Origin of the sequence: uncultured Amphritea sp., assembly GCF_937127095.1 — a bacterium.
Classification (GTDB): domain Bacteria; phylum Pseudomonadota; class Gammaproteobacteria; order Pseudomonadales; family Balneatricaceae; genus Amphritea.
Genome location: NZ_CAKZLP010000019.1, coordinates 68,253 through 92,188 on the forward strand (window position 1 = coordinate 68,253; position 23,936 = coordinate 92,188).

The 23,936-nt window shown below is 49.6% G+C and carries 22 protein-coding genes; 12 read left to right on the forward strand and 10 right to left on the reverse strand.

All coding sequences use genetic code 11. The annotated features are described in order from the left end of the window. Positions 1-38: 38 nt before the first annotated feature. The 5 genes from Q0499_RS04440 to Q0499_RS04460 are packed head-to-tail and all read right to left on the reverse strand — an operon-like array spanning position 39 to position 4,592. Positions 39-749: an ABC transporter ATP-binding protein gene (locus tag Q0499_RS04440; protein WP_299196744.1), complete on the reverse strand. Its 711-nt coding sequence runs from the start codon at positions 747-749 to the stop codon at positions 39-41. Positions 750-751: 2 nt separating this feature from the next. Further along, positions 752-1,510, reverse strand: a complete 759-nt coding sequence (locus Q0499_RS04445) for an ABC transporter ATP-binding protein (protein WP_299196749.1) — start codon at positions 1,508-1,510, stop codon at positions 752-754. Beyond that, on the reverse strand, positions 1,507-2,475 hold the full coding sequence (locus Q0499_RS04450; protein ID WP_299196751.1) for a branched-chain amino acid ABC transporter permease: 969 nt from the start codon (positions 2,473-2,475) through the stop codon (positions 1,507-1,509). The genes Q0499_RS04445 and Q0499_RS04450 overlap by 4 nt, the downstream gene beginning before the upstream one ends. Positions 2,476-2,485: 10 nt before the next feature. Next, on the reverse strand, positions 2,486-3,349 hold the full coding sequence (locus Q0499_RS04455; protein ID WP_299196754.1) for a branched-chain amino acid ABC transporter permease: 864 nt from the start codon (positions 3,347-3,349) through the stop codon (positions 2,486-2,488). Positions 3,350-3,407: 58 nt separating this feature from the next. Beyond that, positions 3,408-4,592 (reverse strand): ABC transporter substrate-binding protein, encoded by a 1,185-nt coding sequence (locus tag Q0499_RS04460; RefSeq protein ID WP_299196756.1) that lies wholly within the window; start codon positions 4,590-4,592, stop codon positions 3,408-3,410. Positions 4,593-4,861: 269 nt separating this feature from the next. Between Q0499_RS04460 and Q0499_RS04465 the strand changes: the two genes are divergently transcribed. From Q0499_RS04465 to Q0499_RS04490, 6 genes are all read left to right on the forward strand, one after another. After that, positions 4,862-5,785 (forward strand): catechol 2,3-dioxygenase, encoded by a 924-nt coding sequence (locus Q0499_RS04465; protein ID WP_299196767.1) that lies wholly within the window; start codon positions 4,862-4,864, stop codon positions 5,783-5,785. A gap of 679 nt (positions 5,786-6,464) precedes the next feature. After that, a complete protein-coding gene (gene benA / locus Q0499_RS04470) occupies positions 6,465-7,802 on the forward strand; it encodes a benzoate 1,2-dioxygenase large subunit (RefSeq protein ID WP_299196778.1) in 1,338 nt (445 codons plus the stop codon). Beyond that, a complete protein-coding gene (benB, locus tag Q0499_RS04475) occupies positions 7,802-8,296 on the forward strand; it encodes a benzoate 1,2-dioxygenase small subunit (protein ID WP_363317774.1) in 495 nt (164 codons plus the stop codon). The genes benA and benB overlap by 1 nt, the downstream gene beginning before the upstream one ends. Before the next feature lie 44 nt (positions 8,297-8,340). After that, complete coding sequence (gene benC / locus Q0499_RS04480) at positions 8,341-9,342, forward strand: benzoate 1,2-dioxygenase electron transfer component BenC (RefSeq protein ID WP_299196783.1); 1,002 nt, start codon at positions 8,341-8,343, stop codon at positions 9,340-9,342. 10 nt (positions 9,343-9,352) lie between these two features. Then, positions 9,353-10,138 carry a 1,6-dihydroxycyclohexa-2,4-diene-1-carboxylate dehydrogenase gene (locus Q0499_RS04485; RefSeq protein ID WP_299196785.1) on the forward strand — a complete coding sequence of 262 codons (786 nt, stop codon included), beginning with the start codon at positions 9,353-9,355 and terminating at the stop codon, positions 10,136-10,138. Between the two features lie 479 nt (positions 10,139-10,617). Continuing rightward, positions 10,618-11,187 carry a hypothetical protein gene (locus Q0499_RS04490; protein ID WP_299196791.1) on the forward strand — a complete coding sequence of 190 codons (570 nt, stop codon included), beginning with the start codon at positions 10,618-10,620 and terminating at the stop codon, positions 11,185-11,187. 208 nt (positions 11,188-11,395) lie between these two features. Here the strand turns inward: Q0499_RS04490 and Q0499_RS04495 are convergent, their stop codons facing one another. The 3 genes from Q0499_RS04495 to Q0499_RS04505 form a co-directional block, all read right to left on the reverse strand. Then, a complete protein-coding gene (locus Q0499_RS04495; RefSeq protein WP_091355714.1) occupies positions 11,396-12,235 on the reverse strand; it encodes a class III extradiol dioxygenase subunit beta in 840 nt (279 codons plus the stop codon). 2 nt (positions 12,236-12,237) lie between these two features. Beyond that, positions 12,238-12,642: a protocatechuate 4,5-dioxygenase subunit alpha gene (gene ligA, locus Q0499_RS04500; protein ID WP_299196795.1), complete on the reverse strand. Its 405-nt coding sequence runs from the start codon at positions 12,640-12,642 to the stop codon at positions 12,238-12,240. A 242-nt stretch (positions 12,643-12,884) separates the two neighbouring features. Then, entirely contained in the window at positions 12,885-14,072 is a 1,188-nt protein-coding gene (locus tag Q0499_RS04505) for a benzoate/H(+) symporter BenE family transporter (protein ID WP_299196796.1), read from the reverse strand. A gap of 122 nt (positions 14,073-14,194) precedes the next feature. Between Q0499_RS04505 and Q0499_RS04510 the strand changes: the two genes are divergently transcribed. From Q0499_RS04510 to Q0499_RS04535, 6 genes are all read left to right on the forward strand, one after another. Beyond that, complete coding sequence (locus Q0499_RS04510; protein ID WP_299196798.1) at positions 14,195-15,079, forward strand: LysR family transcriptional regulator; 885 nt, start codon at positions 14,195-14,197, stop codon at positions 15,077-15,079. Between the two features lie 296 nt (positions 15,080-15,375). Beyond that, positions 15,376-16,269 (forward strand): transporter, encoded by an 894-nt coding sequence (locus Q0499_RS04515; RefSeq protein ID WP_299196799.1) that lies wholly within the window; start codon positions 15,376-15,378, stop codon positions 16,267-16,269. Positions 16,270-16,283: 14 nt separating this feature from the next. Then, positions 16,284-16,832: a gluconate 2-dehydrogenase subunit 3 family protein gene (locus tag Q0499_RS04520; RefSeq protein WP_299196800.1), complete on the forward strand. Its 549-nt coding sequence runs from the start codon at positions 16,284-16,286 to the stop codon at positions 16,830-16,832. Between the two features lie 19 nt (positions 16,833-16,851). Further along, positions 16,852-18,399, forward strand: coding sequence for a GMC family oxidoreductase (locus Q0499_RS04525; protein ID WP_299196801.1), 1,548 nt, complete (start codon positions 16,852-16,854; stop codon positions 18,397-18,399). A gap of 14 nt (positions 18,400-18,413) precedes the next feature. Further along, positions 18,414-19,868 (forward strand): aldehyde dehydrogenase family protein, encoded by a 1,455-nt coding sequence (locus Q0499_RS04530; RefSeq protein WP_299196803.1) that lies wholly within the window; start codon positions 18,414-18,416, stop codon positions 19,866-19,868. Between the two features lie 375 nt (positions 19,869-20,243). Beyond that, the gene (locus tag Q0499_RS04535) at positions 20,244-22,214 is read left to right on the forward strand and encodes a sigma-54-dependent Fis family transcriptional regulator (protein WP_299196804.1); all 1,971 of its coding nucleotides are present in this window, start codon (positions 20,244-20,246) and stop codon (positions 22,212-22,214) included. An 89-nt stretch (positions 22,215-22,303) separates the two neighbouring features. On the opposite strand, the gene trpB is transcribed toward Q0499_RS04535, so the two are convergent. Next, on the reverse strand, positions 22,304-23,506 hold the full coding sequence (gene trpB / locus Q0499_RS04540; RefSeq protein WP_299196806.1) for a tryptophan synthase subunit beta: 1,203 nt from the start codon (positions 23,504-23,506) through the stop codon (positions 22,304-22,306). A 158-nt stretch (positions 23,507-23,664) separates the two neighbouring features. Further along, positions 23,665-23,913, reverse strand: a complete 249-nt coding sequence (locus Q0499_RS04545) for a hypothetical protein (RefSeq protein WP_299196807.1) — start codon at positions 23,911-23,913, stop codon at positions 23,665-23,667. Positions 23,914-23,936: the final 23 nt, after the last annotated feature.

Consider the following 23,936-nt stretch of genomic DNA (forward strand, 5'->3'; position numbering starts at 1 on the left):
AGGCGTCGCGATTGTTACGTGCGACCCCTGCTATCGTATTAGACTGCCAGACTTTGTTCAATGAACTCTTTGTTTTCATTGAGCGTTTCAGAGTCACCGTTAAACACGACTTTACCTTTGACGATCAGGATATGCTGTTCACAGAGTTCATTAAGGACTTTGATGTTTTTATCAACAATGATGGTTGAAACACCGGAGTCTTTAATCTGTCTGATCACCTGCCAGATCTCTTTACGAATCAGGGGGGCCAGCCCCTCAGTCGCTTCGTCAAGAATCAGCAGGTCCGGGTTGGTCAATAGTGCACGACCAATTGCCAGCATCTGTTGTTCACCACCGGACAGTTGAGTGCCCTTGTTGGTTAGCCGCTCTGTCAGGCGGGGAAAGACTTCCAGCACCTGGTCATAGGTCCAGTTGGTTTCACCCCGGGAATTTTTTCGGGCAGCCATCTGCAGGTGCTCTTTTACCGTCAGGTTGTGGAACATACCGCGTCCCTCGGGGACATAGGCGATATCCTGACGCATCCGTTTCCAGGTGGGCAGGCGGGTGATATCTTCACCTTTGTAAATCACCGAACCGCTACGCGGTGGTGCGATTCCCAGAATTGATTTAAGGGTCGTCGATTTTCCCATGCCGTTGCGGCCCATAATACTCACCGTTTCCCCCGCTTTAATATCAAAGGATACGCCATGAAGAATATGGCTTTCACCGTACAGTGTTTGCAGCCCGTGAACCTCAAGAATATTTTGCATGGTTAAAATACCTCGTCATCGTTTCCGAGATAAGCATCCTGAACCAGCGGGTTGTTGCGGATATTGTCTACGGTATCGGTTATTAAGTGCTGGCCATCAACCATTACGGTCATCAGATCTGACAGCTCAAATACGGCATCCATATCGTGTTCGACAAGGACAATGCAGTATTGCTTTTTCAGCTCTTTTAACAGGCTGATAATCGTTTGTGATTCTTCATGGCCCATCCCCGCCATTGGTTCGTCCAATAGCAGTACTTTCGGCGCGGTGGCAAGCACCATAGCGATCTCCAGCTGGCGTTGCTCGCCGTAGCTGACTTCCGTAGCTTTGGTATCCGCCCGTGCACCCAGGCCGACCTGTTCCAGGGCCGACCGGGCTATCTCAGCGATTTTTCGGTTGGTACTGCGTTTTCTGAACAGGTTAAAGCTACCACCGATCCGCTGCTGGGCAGCGATACAACAGTTCTCCAGGCAGGTCGCGTTATGGAAAATATTCGTTTTCTGAAAACTGCGGCCAATGCCTGTACGACAAAACTCATAACCTTTCAGGTGGGTGATCGGTTTGCCATGATAAAGGATCACGCCGCTGGTGGCCGGATAGGCACCACACAGCGTGTTTAGCAGGGTGCTTTTGCCTGCGCCATTGGGGCCGACAATGCTGTGCAACTGCTTATCTTTGAACTCTATATTCAGTTCATTCAGTGCTTTCAGACCTCCCCAGAATTTACACAGGTTTTCGGCTTCAAGGATTGTTTGACTCATGACCGTTTCCCTCCGCTCAGATTATTGAGGAAGCCTGCCATACCGTATTTAAGGGTGAGTACCAGCACAATAATCAGCGCCCCCATAAAGAACATCCAATACTCTGTCAGGTGTTCGATGAAGTAGTGCAAACCTTCATACACAAAGCTGCCAATGATAGCTCCGTAAATAGATCCCAGCCCGCCGAGCAGCGCCATCACCAGCGCGGTGGCAGATACGTCCCAGGACATCATGCTGGGGTTAACAAAGCCAAACTGCAGCGCAAACAGATAACCGGCATAGGCCGCCAGTGAGGAGGCCAGAACATACGCGATTAAGCGAAAATGAAAGATGTTGTAACCCAGCGCAGTGGCCCGGTCAGGGTTCTCTTTCAAAGCATCGATAACCCGTCCGAAAGAGGAGTTCATAATGATTTTAAAGAATACAAAACAGTTAAACAGCGACAGCAGACAGAGATAGTAAAAGTGGGTTTCATTGTCCAGATCGAGAAAGCTCAGCCCGAAAATACTGGTTTCCGGTTTGATGTAAATAAACAGACCATCCTGGCCACCATACTCAATTGAGTCCGCAAAGAAGTAGAAGGTCATCTGTGCCAGTGCCAGGGTGATCATGATCATATAGATACCACTGGTACGCAGCACAATCAGACCTACAATCAGCGCAATAAAGCCACTGATCAGCATTACATAGAAGGTATAAACCCAGAAGTTAACCGCTTCATACTCGGGTGCGAGAATGGTAAATATATAACCCCCCAGACCGTAAAACATTGCGTGTCCCAGGGTGATCAGACCGGTACGACCGACCAGATAATCCAGCGACATAACAAAAATGGCCAGGATAATAATGGTTGAAAATTTATTGATATAAAAGGTGTTACCCTCAAGGAACAGAGGAATAAACAGCCCGATAGCAAAGAACAGATAGATAAAAATCTTTTCTGATTTATTAGCGAAAATTGACATAGTTAAATCCTCAGTTTTTGAACAAGCCCTGAGGCTTGACCAGCAGGATCAGTGCCATCAGCAGGTAGATCGACATACTCGAGATCTGCGGCAGTAGAACGGAGGCGTAGGTATCAACGATGCCGACAATCAGTGCTGCCACAAATGCGCCTTTAATTGAACCCAGGCCGCCAATCACCACGACGACAAAGCAGGAGATCAGCACGTGTTCGCCCATGCCCGGAACCAGGCTGACGATAGGGGCAGAAACGATACCCGCTAGCGATGCGAGAAAGACGCCAATGGCAAATACAATGGTGAACAGTTTGCTGATATCAACACCCAGATTTTCAACCATTGCGCGATCAGATTCGCCCGCGCGGATCATCATCCCCAGCCGGGTCTTATTGATGGTGAAGTACATGCTTGCCGCAACCACCAGACAGAGCAGCGAGATAAACAGGCGATACACCGGATATTCGACGATATCCGTCAGCCTGATTGAGCCTGACAGCAGTTCCGGTACTTCAACGCCCAGAGGATCATTGCCCCAGACATAACTCTGGGTGGCGTTAAAGATAAAGATCAGGCCCACAGTCAACAGAACCTGATCCAGATGATCCCGCTTATAGAGGTGAATAATCAGAAATCTTTCAATGATGATGCCAATCACCAGCGCAATGGTGCCACTGATAATAAAGGCCAGCAGAAAGCTATCAGTCAGGGTAGTGAAGTAATATGCGAGGTAAGCCCCGATCATATACATTGAACCATGCGCCAGATTCAGTATGCCCATGACGCCAAACACCAGCGTAAGCCCGGATGCAATCAGAAATAGCAGCAGGCCGTACTGAACTCCGTTGAGAAGTTGTACTAGGAAAAGTGAAGTATCCATAAATGCTTACCTTAAGAAGAACGTTGAGTGGGCCTCCGCAGAGGCCCAGATCAACTATTTACAGCTTGCAGCCGCGGGCAGGGTCTTCCAGATTTTCGTGAGCGACTTTAACGACGGTGTTCTGACCATCGACGACCTTGCGCAGGTAGATGGTCTGAATCGGGTTATGAGCTTTTGAAAAGTGGAATGAACCCCGGGGGCTATCAATTTCCAGTTTCTCCATCTGCTGAATCAGGGCGGCTTTGTCGGCGGTGTTGCCATGGGTCGCGGTTACCGCATCCACGATCAATTGACCGGCGTCATAGCCTTGCACAGCAAACAGATCGGCGGGCTTGCCATAAAGTGTTTCATACTCCTGACGGAAACTTTTGTTCTTCGGAATATCCAGCGCATCGGCGTAGTGCAGCGTGGTAATCACTCCTTCAGCGGCTGGCCCCTGTGCGGTGGTGGTGCCTTCAGTAAGGAAGCCTGAACCCAGCAGAGGGATCTTGCCTTTCAAACCCATGGCATCGTAATCCTTAACAAATTTAACCGCACCGCCGCCCGCAAAGAAGACAAATACGGCATCAGGATTAATGGACGCGATCTCGGTCAGATAGGACTGAAACTCTGTTTTCGGGAACGGCACCAGCATCTCTTTAATCACTTCACCACCGGCTTTGGTGAAGGATTCGTTGAATGCCTCCAGCGACTCTTTACCAAAACCGTAGTTCCAGCTCATGGTGACGATCTTTTTATAGCCCATGTCATAGGCTTCTTTACCCATCGGGAAAGCGGTCTGCCATGAAGAGAATGAGGTGCGGAAGACGTTGGGCTGACAGAATGCACCCGTGGCAGCGTTAGCACCGGCATTGGGAATGATCATGATGGAGTCTTTACCTTTGATCGTTTTGATCATCCCCATCGCTACACCTGAATGTACCGGGCCAATGACGAAGTCAGCTTTCTGGTTATCAACCAGCGAGGAGGTGATTTCGGGTGCCCGTGCAGGCTTGGCTTCCGTGTCCATCTCGATAAACTCAACCGGGCGGCCAGCGATGCTGTTGCCTTGTTCTTTTAACGCTTGCTTCAAACCATTACGGGTCGATTCGCCCAGTCCTGCATAGACACCACTGAAGGGCAGCATAACACCCACTTTAATCGGATCACTGTCTGCCGCCATCGAGCAGGTGCTCATAGAGATAATGGTTGCAGCAACGGTAGCAGGTAGAACTGACTGGAAGATCTTCTTTTTATTGTTCATCACTAATGTCTCAAAGTTAGAGGATTAAGTCGACCCCAGCCTATGTCTGCAGCGGACTTTCCAATAGCCACTGGTTGCAAGCTTTGTCCATCTAGCGCATTGCATTCGCTTCGCTGCAGAAAACGGATACAGAGTTTCGCTGAGCGGATTTTTTTTACAGTGCTCATTCGCGATAGTGGGGGCATTAAGGCGTTCCATTGCTGATGACTAGCGGGTAAAGACCCGGCAAGCCGGGAAGTCCTACTAATAATAAAAATGAGGAAGAAAAAATGAAAAAGGGTGTTATGCGTCCCGGTCATGTACAGATCCGGGTGCTGGATATTGATGAAGCCGTTACACATTATCGTGACCTGTTAGGACTGATCGAAATGGATCGCGATGAGCAGGGGCGGGTTTATCTGAAAGGCTGGACCGAAGTTGATAAGTTCTCGGTTGTGCTGCGTGAAGCAGATGCTCCCGGTATGGATTTTATGGGCTTTAAGGTTCTCAACGACGAAGTGCTGAAACAGTTAGAAACGGATCTGGTCGCCTATGGTTGTGCGGTTGAGCATATCGCCGCCGGTGAACTGAATGGCTGTGGTCGTCGCATCCGTTTCCAGGCGCCCACCGGTCACGCATTTGAACTCTATGCTGAGAAAGAGCAAACCGGCAAGTGGGGGATCTCAAATGTGAACCCTGAGGCCTGGCCCCGTGATCTCAAGGGGATGAAAGCCACCCGCTTCGATCACTGCCTGCTGTACGGGCCAGATGTCAACAAAACCTATGAGCTGTTCCGCGATGTGCTGGGCTTTGATCTGGCCGAGCAGGTGGTTGATCCGGATGGTAACCGCATCGCCGCGTTCATCACCGCCAGCATGAAAGCCCATGATGTGGCGTTTATCGAATGCCCTGATCCCGGTAAGTTTCATCACGCATCATTCTTTCTGGAAACCTGGGAGCAGGTGCTGCGCGCCGGTGACCTGATCTCCATGACCGATACCTCCATTGATATTGGTCCAACCCGTCATGGTCTGACACACGGCCAGACTATCTACTTCTTCGACCCGTCAGGTAACCGTAACGAGGTGTTCTGTGGCGGTGACTGTCACTATCCCGACCATGAACCGGTCACCTGGAAAGCGGAAGATCTGGGTAAGGCGATCTTCTATCATGACCGGGTTCTGAATGAACGCTTCCTGTCAGTACTCACCTGATCGGCAACGTTGCCCGGAAGAGGGATTTTTCGGGCTACACAGCCAGATATCTTGAGTTTCATATGGCTCTTGTGTCACCGTGTTTTCACGCTTGCTTTGCTCCCTTTCGCAATGTGTTTGGCCTCCTTCTGGAGGTCTTTTTTTGGTTTATCGCAGGTTATGGGAGATAAAGAAAATCCGCTGTTTTGAGTCTGGATGTTAAAAAGGTTTTACCACAGTACCCAAAGGGCATACTAAGCGCACAGAGGACAAGGAGAAGTACTGTTTAGCGGTTTCTCTGTGCTCTCAGTGTCCTTGTGGTGAGTCTGTTTTAGATGATGGCTCCCGTGTTTTATCACGGCAGACGTCGCGCCAAAAACCGCGGGCTTGAGTCTGGATAAGGCTTTACCACAGTGCGCACAGGGGATACGGAGAAGTGCTGTTTAGCGGTTTCTCTGTGCTCTCTGTGTCCTCTGGGGTGCGTATGTTTTTAGATTAAGTCACCGTCTTTTATCACGGCAGACTGCCGTTCTATTAGTAACTACTTGTCACTACCTCGATCCCCCTTTCCTGGTCGACAAAGACGCATTATCCGGTTTCTGTACGGTAGGTGCATAAATAGGATATAGGTCGGCATAAAGCGGATATTGATCGACTCCTCTGTTGAGTATCTTTGAATAAAACAATAGAGGTGGCCCGAATGAACACAGCACTGTTTAATAAAATTGATTCAATGATGGAAGAGAAACCTGAAGAGGGTATCTATCGCTGCAAGCGGGATATGTTTACCGATCCGGAACTGTTCGAACTGGAGATGAAGCATATCTTCGAAGGCAACTGGATCTATCTTGCTCACGAAAGCCAGATTCCTAACAAGAATGACTTTTTTACCTACACCATGGGGCGCCAGCCGATCTTTATTACCCGCAACAAAGACAATGAGCTGAAAGCCTTTATCAACGCCTGTAGTCACCGTGGAGCGATGTTGTGCCGGACCAAAAAAGGCAATCGTGCGGCCCACACCTGTCCGTTCCATGGCTGGGTGTTCAACAACGATGGTAAGCTGCTTAAGGTTAAAGACCCTGATGATGCCGGTTATCCGGAATCGTTTAATTGCAAAGGTTCGCACAACCTCAAAGAGGTGCCTCGTTTTGCCAGTTACAAGGGCTTCCTGTTTGGCAGTCTGAACCCTGATGTCGTCTCTCTGGAGGAGTATCTGGGGGAAGCGGCCAATATTATCGATATGATTGTTGATCAGTCGCCGGAAGGTCTGGAAGTACTGCGTGGCAGCTCTACCTACGTGTATGACGGCAACTGGAAAGTGCAGGCTGAAAACGGCGCGGATGGATATCACGTCAGTGCGGTGCACTGGAACTATGTGGCCACCACCGGTCGTCGGGATAAAGAAACCGATAAAACCAAAGCGATGGATGCCAGCACCTGGGCGAAGCAGAAGGGTGGTTTCTACGCCTTCGACCATGGCCATATCTGTTTGTGGATGCAGTGGCCAAACCCGAAAGACCGGCCAATCTACCAGCGCCGTGACGAGCTGATCGCCAGCAGTGGTGAGGCACGAGCGGACTGGATGATCGGTAATCTGCGTAACCTGTGCGTCTATCCGAACGTCTTCCTGATGGATCAGTTCAGCTCGCAGATCCGCCAGTTCCGTCCTATCGATGTGAATAAAACGGAAGTCACCATCTACTGCATCGCGCCGAAGGGCGAAAGTGCCGAGGCGCGTGCTCAGCGTATTCGTCAGTATGAAGACTTCTTCAATGCCAGTGGTATGGCAACCCCGGATGACCTGGAAGAGTTCCGCTCCTGTCAGAAAGGCTTTATGGCCAGCAGCCTGGAATGGAACGATATGTGCCGGGGGGCAGAGCACTGGATCAAAGGGCCGGATGAGGAGGCGAAAAAGCTGGGTATGAATCCAGTGATGAGCGGTGCCAAAACCGAAGATGAGGGATTGTACACCGTGCAACATCGTTACTGGGTCGATGTGATGAAGAAAGCGGCAGCCGAACAGGAGGAGAAATAATCATGGCTATCTCAATCGAGCAGGTAAATAAGTTCCTCTATGAAGAGACCCGCTATCTTGATGACAAAGACTGGGATAGCTGGCTGGAGATGTATGCCGAAGATGTAACCTACTGGGTGCCCTCCTGGGATGATACCGGCGAGCTGACCGAAGACCCTCAGTCCGAGATTTCGCTGATGTATTACCCCTCACGCAGCGGACTGGAAGACCGGGTATTCCGTATCAACACGGATAAATCCAGCGCCACCAGTCTGCCACAGCCGCGCACTTCGCATAATCTGAGCAATATTGAGATTGTCGAAGCGTCAGATGATCAGTGTAAAGTGCGTTTTAACTGGGTTAACTATGCCTATCGTTATGAGCACGTCTACACCTACTTCGGTACCAGTTACTACACCCTGGATACCACGGGTGATCGTCCCAGGATCAAAGCGAAAAAAGTCGTACTGAAAAACGACTATATCCATCATGTGGTCGATATCTATCATCTTTAATAATAACAATAAGGCCCCCGGTTTGACGGGGGCCGGGATCGATTATGTCTTATAAAATTGCATTAAACTTTGAAGACGGTGTCACTCGTTTTATCGAGTGCAACGAGGGTGAACTGGTCGCTGATGCCGCCTATCGTCAGCGGGTTAATATTCCACTGGATTGCCGCGACGGCGCCTGTGGTACCTGTATGTGTCATGCCGAATCAGGCAAGTACATACTGGAAGATTACATCGAGGATGCGCTTTCTGAGGAAGAGGCAGAGCAGGGGCAGGTGCTTACCTGTCGTATGGTGCCCACCTCTGACTGCGTCGTTTCAGTACCGGTGTCCTCTAAGGTCTGCAAAACCGTTACCGAGACCTATCCGGTTGAGCTGTCGGCGATTAATCGTCATTCAGACACCGCGATCAGCTTTTCGGTGAAAGGTGAAAAACTGGCGAAGCTGCACTTTCTGCCAGGGCAGTATGTCAATATTAAAGTGCCGGGCAGTGATGAAACCCGGGCTTACTCCTTCAGTTCACTGGTGAGTGATGCTAACGAAGTCTCCTTTCTGATCCGGGTGATTCCCGATGGCAAGATGAGCGGTTATATGCGTGACAGTGCTCAGGTCGGCGAACCACTGGAGATCTCTGGTCCGTTTGGCAGCTTCTATCTGCGGGATATGAACCGCCGGGCACTGTTTCTGGCAGGCGGTACCGGTCTGGCCCCATTCACGGCGATGCTGGAAAAGATGCAACGGGATGGTCTGGAATACCCGGTACACCTTATCTACGGTGTAACCAACGATATCGACCTGGTCGAGGTTGACCGGCTGGAGCGTCTGGCGGCAGCGCTGCCACTGTTCAGTTTCGCCACCTGTGTGGCCAGCCCGGACAGCGAACACCCAGCCAAAGGTTATGTCACCCAGTACATTGAAGCCGAACACCTCTGTGATGGTGACGTTGATATCTATCTCTGCGGACCGCCGCCGATGGTCGATGCGGTCAACCACTACTTCTCAGAAAAAGGCATGACACCCGCCAGCTTCCATTACGAAAAATTTGCCTGAGGTAACCTCTATGTCTGTACGTCGTTTTGAAGAAAAGGTTGTCGTCGTCACAGGGGCCGCTCAGGGCATTGGCCGGGAGGTCGCGCTTCAGGCGGCGGCGGAAGGTGCGCTGCTGGTACTGGTCGATTTCTCGCCTCTGGTGGAGGAGGTTGCCGCTGAGATCACCGGGCAGGGCTTTCCAGAGCCACTGGTAGTGCTCGCCAATCTGGAGCAATATGCCGAGTGCAGCAAGGCGATGGCTGCCGCCGTAGACAAATATGGCCGTATCGATAGCCTGATCAATAATGTCGGTGGCACCATCTGGGTTAAACCCTATGAGCATTATGAAGAGGCACAGGTAGAAGCGGAGATACGCCGCTCACTGTTTCCGACACTCTGGTGCTGTCATGCGGTACTGCCCTTTATGCAGAAGCAAAACGCAGGCTCAATCGTGAATGTCTCATCCATCGCAACAAAAGGACTCAACCGGGTTCCCTATGCTGCAGCCAAAGGGGGGGTAAACGCACTGACCGCCTGTCTGGCCTGGGAGAATGGCCAGCGCGGAATCCGTGTTAATGCGGTCGCACCCGGCGGCACCGATGTCGGTGAGCGAAAAATCCCCCGCAACACCCAGCCGATGAGCGATGATGAAAAAGTGTGGTATCAACAGATCGTAGATCAGACCATCGATTCAACAGTGATGGGCCGTTATTGCACCCCCGATGAGCAGGCCAGCGCAATCCTCTTTCTTGCCTCCGATGACGCCTCTTATATCACCGGAACAATCCTCCCCGTAGGTGGGGGCGATCAGGGGTGATGCGCAACGCGTCTATGTCTGAGTCTTATTTGAAAGGTAGCCATTTGGCTGCCTTTTTTATGATTGGGGGGGCGTTATCAGATCGCCGCTTTGCGGCTGGCTAGTCGCTAGAACGTCGCTTCGCGACTCGCTAGAAAAAGCAAAGAAAACAGCAGTTGTAGTCATCAACAAGGCTGGGATATAGTGAAATCCGGTGGGTAACTGGAGTACCCGTATCGTAGTCTGTGATTTTGATGGGTCTGTGTTGCTTGGCCAGGCACTTAAGACGGATATTCAGGATGAATACCATTATCCTTTTTTCCTCTCTGACAGTCTTTGCCTTCGCATAATTAGTCACATTTTCCTGGTACTTTCGACTTCTAAGGTGCATTTTTTATCCACCCATGGAGTTTAACGTAACTTGTAAGGTAGCACAGCTTGCAAGCTTTCCAACCTTACAAGGGCAGACTATAAAATTATGTTTCTAATCAGGAAAATACATGAACCTGGATGATCTCCAATCAAAAATAGATAGAACGTCAAAATTAGTTCTGGCAGCGATAATTATAGTTCCATTAAGCTACTTAGTGTGGTTCGTGCTAAATGGACAAGACGTGTCAACAAATACTTCAGACTGGGGTACATTTGGTGATTTTATTGGTGGAGTACTGAATCCGTTTATAGCATTTTTTGCATTTTACTGGCTCACTCAATCAATACAAATTCAAAAGCAAGAACTTGCTGAAACAAAGGAAATTTGGGAAGCATCAAGTCAAGCCCAAAAAGATCAAGCAGAATTAACGTTTAGAACGTTAAAAGTCCAGGCATTAAACTCTCAGCTAGAATATGTCAATACAAGAATACTTGCTGAGAGAGAATACATTAATCAACTACTGCAGCAGGCTACCACACATGGTTTGCAATATACCGTTATTACAAAAGAAGCAGAGAATAAAACGCTAGACGAGATTTTACCACCACTTAACGAAGAGCTTGCAGAGCTTTCAAAAGAACAAGAAAATCTCGTCACTGAAATACAAAATATAACAAGTCCAGTCTCCGGACGCTGAACGCACCGGTGCTGGAAGCGTTAATGCCCGCATTGTAGAAAGTTGACCTTCGAGGTCATTACATCCTCTGTGAGAATGCCTGTCATCTATTTCAAGTTAAGTGAGTTTCGACATCGTTGAAAGCAACAAACGCCAAGATAAAGTGCTCAGGCCATAACGACGATGGCCTGAGAACAACACAAAAGTAACGTGTTAACCGTGAGACAGGTTATTCCGGTTTTAATACCAGATGGCCCACTGCGGTGTTGGACCCCGGGACGTGATAGTGACGGTGTAGCGGTTTAACATGGTCTCCCAGTGCGCCGCGCATAATCAGCCACATGACCAGTTCAATACCCTCAGAGCCTGCTTCGCGCAGATATTCGATGTGGGGCATCTCCCGCAGACGTTGTGGGTTGGCGGTCAGGTCATCGAGAAATGCATTGTCGAATGGCTGGTTGATCAGTCCTGCACGTGGGCCTTGTAGCTGATGGCTCATACCGCCGGTGCCCCAGATCTGTACATTGAGGTCTTCAGGGAAGCTTTCTACGGCGCGGGCAATCGCTTCACCCAGCATCCAGCAACGGTTGCCCGTGGGTGGTGGATACTGCACAACATTGACGGCAATCGGCACTACTTTTACCGGCCAGGCGTCGGGCTGACCAAACATCAGCGACATCGGTACGGTCAGACCGTGGTCAACATCCATTTTGTTAATAATGGTCAGATCAAACTCATCCAGGATGCAGGACTGGGCAATGTGCCAGGCCAGATCCGGCTCGCCAACCACGGGCGGTACCGGCCTTGGCCCCCAGCCCTCATCCGCTGACTGATACTCTTCAGCACAGCCAATCGCAAAGGTTGGGATAATATCCATCGAGAAGGCGGAGGCATGATCGTTATAGACCAGAATAACCACATCTGGCTTCTCTTCTTTCAGCCACTGTTGGGTCCATTCGTAGCCTTCGAAAATCGGTTTCCAATAGGCATCTTCGGTCTTGCCGTTATCAATCGCTGCACCAATGGCGGGTACATGGCTGCTGGCGATGGCTGCTGTAATTCGTGCCATGATTAATTCCCATCCTTAATTGAACGCAGGCCTTCAGGAGAGCGACCACCGGCGATCATCATTGCCTGGTAGTCTTCCGGGGTCATGCCGGTCATGGTGCCAACCGCTTGCAGGAAGCTTAAGCCATCGGTTGAAAACACTTTGGCTAAAAAGTAGATATTGCCGCCCTCATCAAGGGCCGCATTGTAGTCGCGATCCAGAATGGTCTGTTTTTGCGCTTCAGTCATAGGCCATTCGTCGAGATAGGCCCGCTCATCGGCTTTAAAACGTTCGCGGTTTTCCGGCGTCATCAGGCTCATGCAAAACTGGTTTAACCAGTAACCTTTTCTGCCCCGCTGGGCGGTATACACCCGGGTACCCGGAATATCTTCGAACTCGGCGAGATACTCATGAATTGATTGTTTCATTATATTTCTTCTCATTTTCACAGCTATAGAACGTGCATCGTTTGCCCTGAACAGAGTCAGGATCGATCTGATAAACGGGCAGCGTCTTATCTTTATTACTCCAGACGAGTTGTTCACTGAAGTCCGTAAGAGAGCCAAACGATGAATGAAAATAGTATAGGGTATCGAAAAGGCTAACCCAATCGACAGAAGGCCGGATTCGGCCTGTCAATCATTCAATTTTTGCGTAACGCTATAAGTAATCAGCTTTTTTTGAACCATCCCTTTAAATTACCCGGTTTCTGATACAGCACAGCGTAACTTAGCAGGCCGATAATCACCCCCCAGAACGCCGCGCCAATGCCCAGATAGTTCATCCCTGACGCGGTGACGACAAAGGTGATCAGTGAGGCTTCGAAGTGTGAACTCTCCTGTGCCGCCCCCAGCAGATTGCTGGCGATCGCCCCCAGCAGCGCCAGCCCTGCCAGAACCTCGACAAAATGCTCAGGCAGTGCGGCGAGCAACGCAATGATCGTTCCAGAAAAGGTAGCGCCAATCAGATAGAACACGCCATTGGAGATGCCTGCGATATAGCGTTTGTCGGGATCCGGATGGGCATCCTTGCCGGTACAGAGTGCCGCCGTAATCGCGGCAATCACCGTGGTGATCCCCCCAAAGAGTGCGGTAATCACGGATATGGCTCCGGTGCAGATAAATATGGGCCGGGCCGGGGTGTTGAATCCTGAGGCTTTGAGAATGGCAAAACCCGGTAGAAACTGGCCGCTGAGACTGACTATTACCAGCGGCAGGGCAAGACTGAGGGTGGCGTTAAAGCTGAATTCTGGCGCGATAAACACCGGAGAGGTGAAGCTGAGTTCGACTGACTGCAGATTGGTTTCTCCTAATAGCATCGCCCCGGCAAGACCGGCGATGAGCAGTAATAGCAGACAATATTTGGGTAGCAGGCGCCTGAATATCAGGTAGCTGGCGATCATCATAATACTCAGCTCAGGCATAAACTGGATCGCCAGAAACGCTTTAATGCCGAACTGAAACAGAATTCCTGCCAGCATCCCGTGGGCGATCCCTCTGGGGATAGCGCTCATGATGCGGTCAAAGTAACCCGAGAACCCTAGCAGAATAAGCAGAAACGCCGCCGTAATATAAGCCCCAACGGCTTCATTCAGTGACAACTCAGGAAAGAGGGTGATCAGCAGCGCCGTTCCGGGGGCAGACCAGGCGGTGATGATAGGGGCTTTAAACCAGATGCTCAGGAATATGCCTGAAACAGCAGCACCGATAGAGATCGCCCAGACCCAGGAGGCCATCATTTCGTTGCTGACATCCGCACTTTGCGCCGCCTGATAGAAAATCACCAGCGGGCCGGAATAGGAGATCAGTACGGCCAGTAGTCCGGCGGTGATCGCCGATAATGAAAGGTCTTTATGCATCAGATTAACTATCCGGTTAAGTAATTTATTGTTCAGAATATCAAGTATATATCTTTGGATTGTCGGGATAATTAGCCAATGTATTGATAGACTGTTTTAAATTTCTGAATAATAGGCAGAGTGTGGACAGACTTTTTGCTATGCAGGTGTTTACCCGTATTGTCGATAGCGGAAGTTTTACCCAGGCGGCGAAGGAGATGAATATTTCCAGAGCCTCTGCGACCTCGATGCTAAAGCAGCTGGAAAATAGCCTCGGTGTCAGGTTGCTACACCGAACCACCCGGAAGGTGAATCCTACTGCTGATGGCCGGTTTTATTATCAGCGCTGTCGCAAGATACTTGAACAGGTCACTGAAACAGAAGAGATCCTGTCGCAGGTCGCTGCTATGCCACGGGGGCTGCTGCGAGTGGACCTTCCTAATACATTTTCACGATTGGAAGTGATACCCCGGTTACCTGAGTTTTGTGCCAGTTACCCTGATATTGAACTGGTGTTGAGTGCCGGTGACCGGCTGATTAATCTGGTGGAAGAGTCGGTCGACTGTGCGGTCCGTATCGGTAAACTGGCTGAGACCTCATCCGTGTCCCGCTCACTTAAACCGCTGCCGCAGGTTACCTGTGCCAGTCACCGTTACCTAAGTCAGTATGGAATCCCTGCAGGGCTGGACGAGTTCAAACAGCACCGCTGTGTTGAATACCGATCCTCATCGTCCGGGGAGGTGGAGCCTTTAGAGTTCAGTATCAGCGGTGAACTGCGTAAAGTGCATCTGCCGGCAACGCTCTCGGTCAGCAACGGTGATTCCTATGTGGCGGCCTGTGAAGCGGGCATGGGGATTATTCAGATACCGGAATACCATATCCGGCGTCAGCTTGAAGCAGGCACACTGGTTGAGATTCTGCCCGACATTCGCCCCCCTTCATTACCGCTTTCAGTGCTCTACAGCCATCACTCACATATGAAACCGGCTTTAAGAGTGTTTATCGACTGGATGGTAAAGCATTTTTAGGGATGGTCCCGTTTGACTAACCTGCTGGTGTATTTCAGTCTAAAGTGATTCGTTTAAATGAATCGCAGGTACCCCTTCGATCAGAAAGCCGCTTTCAGTATACGTTTATAGACCGATAATGAACCGTCCGAAAATGGGACAGTCAGCGATTTTAATCTGTCCCTATCTGGGACGATTAAGCTGAAGTTATTAATATCTGAATATTATTAGTTATTGAAAATAATGGCTTTTTTTCTGGTGGCACAGTCGCTGCTTTGACATCTGTACCAATCATAAAAAAATAACATGGTACGATGATGAAAAAACATTTATCTGTTCTTGCTGCAACGACACTGGCAACCGGTGTTGCACTTTTTCCTGCAATTGCCAATTCAGCTCAGGTGGCAACCGATCCGGGAGATTATAGTCCTCTGCCTGCAGGTATTGATCTGGGGCTTTTGTATATCCAACATACCGAACATCAGGAGTTCTACTCTTCAGGAAAGGAGATCTCCGGTCTGGCGGGTATCAATGAATTGAAGACCGATATCGGTTTGTTGCGTTGGGTGCATTTTATTGAAGCAGGTGGTTACATTCTTGATCCGCAGATCATTATCCCGTTTGGTAAGGTATCTCTGGATACCACAGGGGGGACTATCAGTAGTTCAGGTGTCGGTGACCCGATTGTGGGCGGCACTATCTGGCTATACAACAACGCTGAGACTAAGCAGGCTTTCGGTATAACAGCGTTGGCCTCTCTGCCAATCGGGGATTATGACGGTGCTAAAGGCGCGGTAAACATTGGTGAAAACCGCTGGAAAATGATTACCCAGGCGGGTTATGTCACGCCTCTTACGGAAACCCTCTCGCTTGATCTTATTGCTGAATATACCTTCTTTGGTGAAAACGATGATTTTGGCGGTGCACGTAAAGATCAGGACGATCAATACGGTATTCAGGCCCACCTGTCGAAAAGTTTTGGGCCTGGAACAAAAGCCGCGCTGAGTTATTATCATGATTTTGGGGGAGAGACGAGCCTGAATGGCGTTGACCAGAACGATGAGCTGGACAACAGCAGCTGGAACGCCACCTTCTCTCATTTTGTCGCGCCGGATCTGCAGGTGATGGTGGAGTATGGTCGAAGCCTTGAAGTTGAAAATGGATTTTTTGAGGAAGATCGCCTGAATCTCCGTTTTGTAAAAGTATTCTGAATAGGTGTAATTCTATGAAAGATCTGATAATTAGCCGAAGACATTTTATTAAAAATGTTGCAATGATCGCTGCCTCTATCAGTGCTTTACCCGCAGTCAATGTGATCGCAGGTGTACTGACTGATGTGTCGCGTATGGATGATCTTGAGCGTGCGGTGTTTGCCAAAATGCTGAAGATCTCCCTGCCAACCGGTGATAGCACGCTGGTTGACCCTGCTTCACTGCCCGTTCTTCCCACCATTGAGGGGGCGTTGCTGGCAGGAATGGCACCGAATATCCGTCAGGGGCTTCGTGGTGGCATTAGCTACTTCAACGAGGGATCGTTGAAGGCGTTTGGTGATCGTTTTATCAATCTGAATGATGCGGATGCGATCCGTTTCGTCGACCAGTGGAGTGCTTCATCTGCGCCACCTGAAAGGGCTCTGTCCATGGGGATTAAGAAACTGACGGTGTTGGCTTACTGGGCTATTCCAAATACCTGGGGGCCGCTTGGCTATGATGGTCCCGTTTCAGATAAGTGGAATCTCTCTTCTCTCGGAAATACACCCGAGCCTACGATATAAAGACGGCAGGTAGTAACTTATGTCTACAGATAATAATAAATTGAATATAAAAACGGCGCAGGATATTCAGAATCCGAAGTTGACGATTGATGCTGACGTCGTTGTTATCGGTTCCGGTGCGGGTGGAGCTATCAACGCTTATGAACTGGCTAAACAGGGTAAGAAAGTCGTAGTTCTGGAAGCAGGCCCCTATGTTCCGTCATCTGAGTTTAAAGAGATGCTGGCAATGGCCATGGGGACGTTGTATCAGGATGAAGGTGGGCAGTCTAATACTCATGGTGATGTGACTGTGTTACAGGGAGCCTGTGTGGGTGGTTCAACCGTTGTGAATGCTGCGTTGTGTTTCAGAACGCCGGATTACTTTCTTAATTTATGGCGGGATGAGCACGGTTTAGGCAACCTGACACCTGAACGGATGTCAGGTTACTTTGATAAGATTGAGAAGAATCTGAGTATCGAACCTAATGCCAGGCATGAGACCAGTATTGGTGCTGATCTGATTCTTAAAGGCTTGAATAAACTGAATATTGAGCCGGGTATTGCGAAGCGCAATATTCGTGATTGTGCGATGACCGGCTTCTGTTTTTCAGGGTGTAAAACCGATCGTAAGCAGTCGATGCTGGTGACCTATCTGCCATGGGCCTGCAACCACGGTGCAGAGATCTATGCTGATACCCGGGTGACACGGATTGTGACTAAGAATGGTCAGGCGGCAGGGGTTGAAGCCGAAGTAGTTGATCCGAAAACTAAAGTGGTGAAAACCCAGGTAACCGTTAACGCCCCGATTGTTGTGCTCGCTGCAGGGCCAGTACAAAGCCCGATTATTCTACAACGCTCGGGTATCGCGAATTCGAGTGGACAGGTGGGTAAAAACTTTGCCTGTCACCCCAGTATGTCTGTGACCGCTATGTTTGAAGAGAAAGTCGATGACTTTCATGGGGCGACTCATTCTCTCTATGTGGATACTCATACATTGCCAGACGAGGGTGGGTATATCCTGCTAAATGCGGTTCAGGAGCCCGTTGAAGCCAGCTTTCAGGCAGAGCCAGGGACCGGTAAAAACTATGTTGCTTATATGGAAAAATATCGTAACAGCATCCGCTTGATAACCCTGATTCACGATAAGAATGTGGGCGAAGTCAGATACACCGATGGCGTTAAAGAGATTCTCTATGAAGTGGATGATCATGACTTCGATGCGATGAAAGAGGGGCTAAAATTTAACGCTAAGATCCTTTTTGCCTCTGGGGCAAAATACCTGTATCTGCCGACCTCAGACCGCACGGTGATTAACAGCGTGGTTGAGATAGACGATGTGATTGATAGTCTCAAGAATGAGCCTGCCCGCTACCGGTATACCTCGTTCCATCCGCAGGGCACCTGCAGAATGGGCGCTGACCCCAAAACGTCAGTAGTGAATCCTTATGGTGAAACCCACGATGTGAAAAAACTGTACATCTCGGATGCCAGTTTGCTGCCCACCTCAATTGGTTATAACCCGTCTGAAACGGTCTACGCGCTGTCGAGCTATATCGCGGATGAGATTATTAAAGCTAACTTCAGCTGATAGTGGAGATGAGTATGAGTTTTTCAGAGATCTATAATGACAGCTGCAACTTTGTGTCAGACAAGGCATTTTCCGGAGAGTTAATTGATATCACTGAACCCGCCACAAGGAGTCGTCTTGGCTCTTTTGCAGCGGTGACGATTAATGAACTGGATGGGCTGATCGAAACGACTAAGGCCGCTCAGGAAGGCTGGGCAAACACCGATTTTGATGCCCGGGCGAAAGTGATTCGTCGGTTTGCGGCGTTGTTAGAAGAGAATGCTTCGCTGATTAATACCTGGAATACCCGGGAGTGCGGCTCTATTGAGGGCAAAGCACAATGGGAGTTGCAGGCTTGCATCGATCAGGCCTATATGTGCGCGGCGCTGCCGATGACTCCCTACGGGGATATCTATCCCTCAAATATTCCCGGACGTGAAAACCATTGTATCCGTGTTCCGGTCGGACTTGTGGGGGTGATTTCACCTTGGAACTTTCCATTATTGTTGAGTCTGCGGGCCGTTTTGCCAGCACTGGCGATGGGCAACAGTGTCATTGTTAAACCGGATATTAATAGCGCTGTCGTGGGCGGATATCTCATTGTTGAACTGCTCAAACAAGCAGGGCTTCCTGAAGGTATTTGCACCCTGGCACCGGGTGGGGTGACTGTTGGTCAGCGGCTGGTTGAGCATCCTCAGGTCGATATGATCGCCTTTACCGGTTCGACAGCTGCCGGGCGCCAGATAGGGCAGGTATGCGGTGGAATGTTTAAGAAAGTGGCGCTGGAGTTAGGCGGTAATAACGCCTTTGTTGTACTCGACGATGCCAATATAGAAGGGGCATCCTCCTGCGCAGCCTGGGGCAGCTTCCTGCATCAGGGTCAGATCTGTATGCAGGCGGGTCGGCACATTGTTCATGAGTCGGTGGCGGATGCTTATGTTGAGGCACTCTGTGCCCGCGCAGAGAACCTGGCGGTCGGCAACCCCTATAAAGAGCAGGTACACCTTGGGCCTGTTATCAATGCGCGCCAGGCAGATCGTGTTATGGGTTTGATTGCGGATTCTGTTGCGATGGGGGCCCGGGTTGTTTGTGGTGGCAAGCGGGAAGGTGCCTTTATCTATCCAACGGTGATAACGCAGGTTACACCCGATATGCCCATCTTTAAGGAGGAAATTTTTGGCCCGGTTGCCCCGGTGGTCACTTTTACTACAGATGATGAGGCGGTAGCGCTTGCCAATAATACTCAGTATGGGCTTGCCGCCTCTATTCAGGGTGCTGATATATCCCGTGCTAAACGAATCGCCAATCGTATTGATGCGGGTATGGTGCATATCAACGATCAGACGGTGAATAACGAGTATCAGGTGCCGTTTGGGGGTATGAAATCATCCGGCAATAGCGGTCGTTTTGGTGGTCCGGCCAATCTGGAAGAATTCACTGAAAGGAAGTGGATCAGCATACGGGATGAAGCACTTATCTACCCCTTCTGATAAGCATCATAAGGAGCACTTTGCTGGCTTTCGCCTCACTTCGGTGGGGCTTTTTTCTGCTATTTTTTACCCCCCCCGCCCCCCTCATGGTATAGCTGTTTTTACCTCGGTTAAGTCAGAGAGTCAGCTGCTTTAACGCGCCGTAGTTCCACATAACTTTGGCGTTTGCAGTAATTGCATAGTATTTGCGGGAACTGTATAGCGACTTTTAGTGTGTTCTGACAGGATACGTCTTCCTGACCGTTGTATCGGAGTTCTGTTATCTGTTTTGGCAAAGCTCAGTTTTTAAACGGATGAATTTTGTCACCCATCGCTGTATAGTTTTCAACGTAATATAGATAGCTCAAGACCCATAATAAAAATAAGAGGGACCCTATGCTTCCCAATATGTCTGTGGTTCGTCGCGACTTTGAACGCGGTCAGCATGATCTGGCCCGTTTACTCGATAAACCGATCTTTGATTCCTGGCAGCGATGCTATTCGAATAATCTGCTGATGGCGGGTCATGTAGACTATGGTTTTTTAGCCTCGGATCAGTTTAAAGATATTTTTCTGTTTCAGAAACCTCTGCTTGACTGCTCACGTAAACACCTTGATGCACTCTACCAATCTCTGGGCGGGGCAGGCTGGTCAGTTTTACTGACCGACAATGTTTGCCAGGTGCTTGATGTCCGTCGCTCAAAAAATATTGCTGAACCTAGAATCATGGATGCTTTCAGGCAGGGGGCTGTGCTGTCTGAAGAACTGATCGGCACCTCAGCGATGTCTTGTGCCATCACCTCTGAACGTTTCGTAAGTGTGTTTGGTCCGGAACATTACAAAGAGTTTCACAAAAGCTTTAATTGTGCGGCAGTTCCTGTGTATGACCCTTTAGGCTCTGTTTGTGCCACTGTGGATATTACTAATGAAGCCCCCAACCGGGATCCGGCTGCTTTTTATCTTCTCGAAGCCTGCGCCAGAAATATTCAAAACGAACTGATAATGTCGATACCCAATGCGATCGTTATTGAGCTTCAGTCAGGAACGGGGCAATTTGGTGCCAATAGCATTGTGCTGGCATTTTCGTACGAGCAGACAGTGATCGGCGCCAACATCGTTGCGGAACGTTTTTTTAAGCTAGACCTTAAGCACCAGAGTATATATTTTGAGGGGCTGTTTGATGAGTCATTCTCTGTCTTGTTCGATCAGGGCTTATTAAGGAGCCAGTCTTTCAATCTGAACCTGTCGGGAGGTATCTCCTTGCATGGGCGAGTACTTAATGTACCTCGTAGTGAGCAGGAACGACTGTTTCAGAGTGGTGAGCTGAATCCGCCTGAGCTTAGTTTTCAACAGAAAGGTTTTGATCAGAATCGCCTTGAAAAGCATAGCCAAGACTATAAAAACCGCGTGCTTAAAAAAAAGGAAGCTGAAAAAATAGACTCCTCTGCAGCTAAGCCGTATTTCGGTGATCAGCGAATCCACGCAGCGATAGATAACGGACTGAAAGCGATTGGCCGACTGCCGGTATTGATCCTGGGTGAATCAGGTGTTGGCAAAGAGGTGGTTGCTCGTTATCTACATCAATTCAGCCCTGCGAGAAAGGGACAGCTAGTGACGCTCAATTGTGCTTCTATTCCTGAATCACTTATCGAGAGTGAGCTTTTTGGTTATGAAGCTGGAACGTTTACGGGTGCAAGTCGGGAAGGGCGAGCTGGGAAAATACAGCAAGCCAATGGTGGATCGCTGTTCCTTGATGAGATTGGCGATATGCCCGTGGCGTTGCAAACCCGATTGTTACGAGTCCTTGAGACTCGTGAAGTTGTGCGTCTGGGGTCAGCAAAATCTGAATCGGTACAGTTTCAGCTGATCTGTGCTACCCATAAAAATATTTCAGGTGCAATAGAAAACGGGGCGTTCCGGCGGGATCTGTTCTATCGGATCAGTGGTTTTGAAATTACTATTCCGCCCCTGAGAGAGAGAGACGATATCAGGGGGGTTAGCAAACTGATATTAGCGGATGAATCAGATGGACAACGGCAGTTAACTGATGAAGCATTGCACTATATCAATCGTTATTCATGGCCGGGTAATGTGCGTGAGTTACGAAATGCGCTGATCTATGCCGATACTCTGGCAGAGCCTGGTCGCTCAATTGAGCCGGGTGATCTGCCTGATATCGTTTACGCCAATCGTTCAGTCAGCGATGCAACGATCGAAAATTTTACAACCAGTACGATCAAAGCGAGCTGTGATGAGATGATTCTGGAAGCAATCGAACGATTCGAGGGCAATCTGACCCAGGCGGCGAAGTATCTTGGGATTGCCAGGTCAACGTTGTATCGGAAGATGGAAAAGCTTCAAAGTTAAGCGCTAATAAATAAGGACCTGATCTTAAGTAAATAAGATTGGGTCCTTTCTTTCCATGTAAAAGATAACTTCAGGGTTTAACTCGGTGCTTAAAGCCCCAATTTATCCGCCACATAATCAGCGTCTTTATCGCCCCGACCGGAGAGGTTCACAAGAATGCTCTTATCCTTGCCCAGCTTCGGTGCTTCGCGCATCGCCCAGGCGACGGCGTGGGCGCTTTCCAGTGCCGGGATAATCCCCTCTACCTGAGACAGGGTCATAAAGGCGTTGAGGCATTCGTCGTCGGTAACTGATTCATACTCAACCCGCTCGATATCTTTCAGGTAGCAGTGCTGCGGGCCGACACCGGGGTAATCCAGGCCGGATGCAATCGAGTGAACCGGCAGAGGTTCGCCGTTTTCATCCTGAAGGACATAGCATTTGAAACCGTGAATTGCGCCCGGTGTGCCTTTGGTCAGGGTGGCTGAGTGGTCTTTAGTATCCAGACCTTTACCGGCCGGCTCGACGCCGACGATTTTCACATCTTCATCTTCCAGGAAAGCGGTGAACAGACCGATGGCGTTAGAGCCGCCACCGACACAAGCGGTGATGATGTCCGGATTTTTGCCATGCCGCTCGTTGAACTGCTGACGCGCTTCACGGCCGACAATGCTCTGGAAGTCGCGTACCATTTTCGGGAACGGGTGGGGGCCAACAACAGAACCGATGGCGTAGATAAACTCTTCGGGATTTTTCAGATACTCTTCAAAGGCACTATCAACGGCGTCTTTCAGGGTGGCGGTGCCACGGGTCACCGGTACCAGCTTACAGCCGAGAATTTTCATCTTGGTGACGTTCGGGTGTTCTTTCTCGATATCCACCTGGCCCATATGGATCTCGCAGGGGATGCCCACCAGTGCACAGGCGGTCGCCAGAGCTACACCGTGCTGACCGGCACCGGTTTCCGCCAGCACTTTCTTTTTACCCATGAACTTCGCCAGCAGTGCTTCGCCCAGACAATGGTTTATCTTGTGGGCGCCGGTGTGGTTGAGGTCTTCACGTTTGAGGTAGATCTGCGCACCGCCGAGTTTTTCACTCAGGCGTTTGGCATGGTAGATCGGGCTGGGACGGCCAACATAGTCCTGATTCAGCTGCATCAGTTCTTGCTGAAAATCTTCTCTTTTACAGATCTCTTCGTAAGCCTGGTTGATATCATCCATCACTTTTTTAAGTTCAGGAGGAATAATCTGGCCGCCGTAGTTACCGAAAAAGCCTTCTGTATCAGGCATTGGGGCAAAATCAAACTTACTCATAAAACCTCTCTTAGCTCATATTTGACGGCTAACAATGTGATACCGTCGGGCACAATTATTATTAATATGTGTGTTATGTAGTGGGGAATATATCGCTGCGGCAAGCAGATGCCAACCGTTGAGGCTAATTAATTACAGAGTTATTGAGGCGAAGCAGCTTAACCGAAATCCAGTTCGATCTGCTGCTCTTTTGATACGGTTTTTTTAAACCCCAGAGACTTCTGACGTCGGCTGATCTCGCGCAGCTGGCCGCGCGCTTCATGGTAACAATGAAAGATGGTGTGGTTAATTGAGCCTCGGTTGTTCAGCGTATTCCCCCAGGATTCGCTCAGCACCCAGTCCCCCATCAGATCCTGATAGAGTCGGACAATGAAATAATCCTGTTGTCTGCGCCAGCGAATAATCAAAAAACTACCTGAGTAAATTTGCC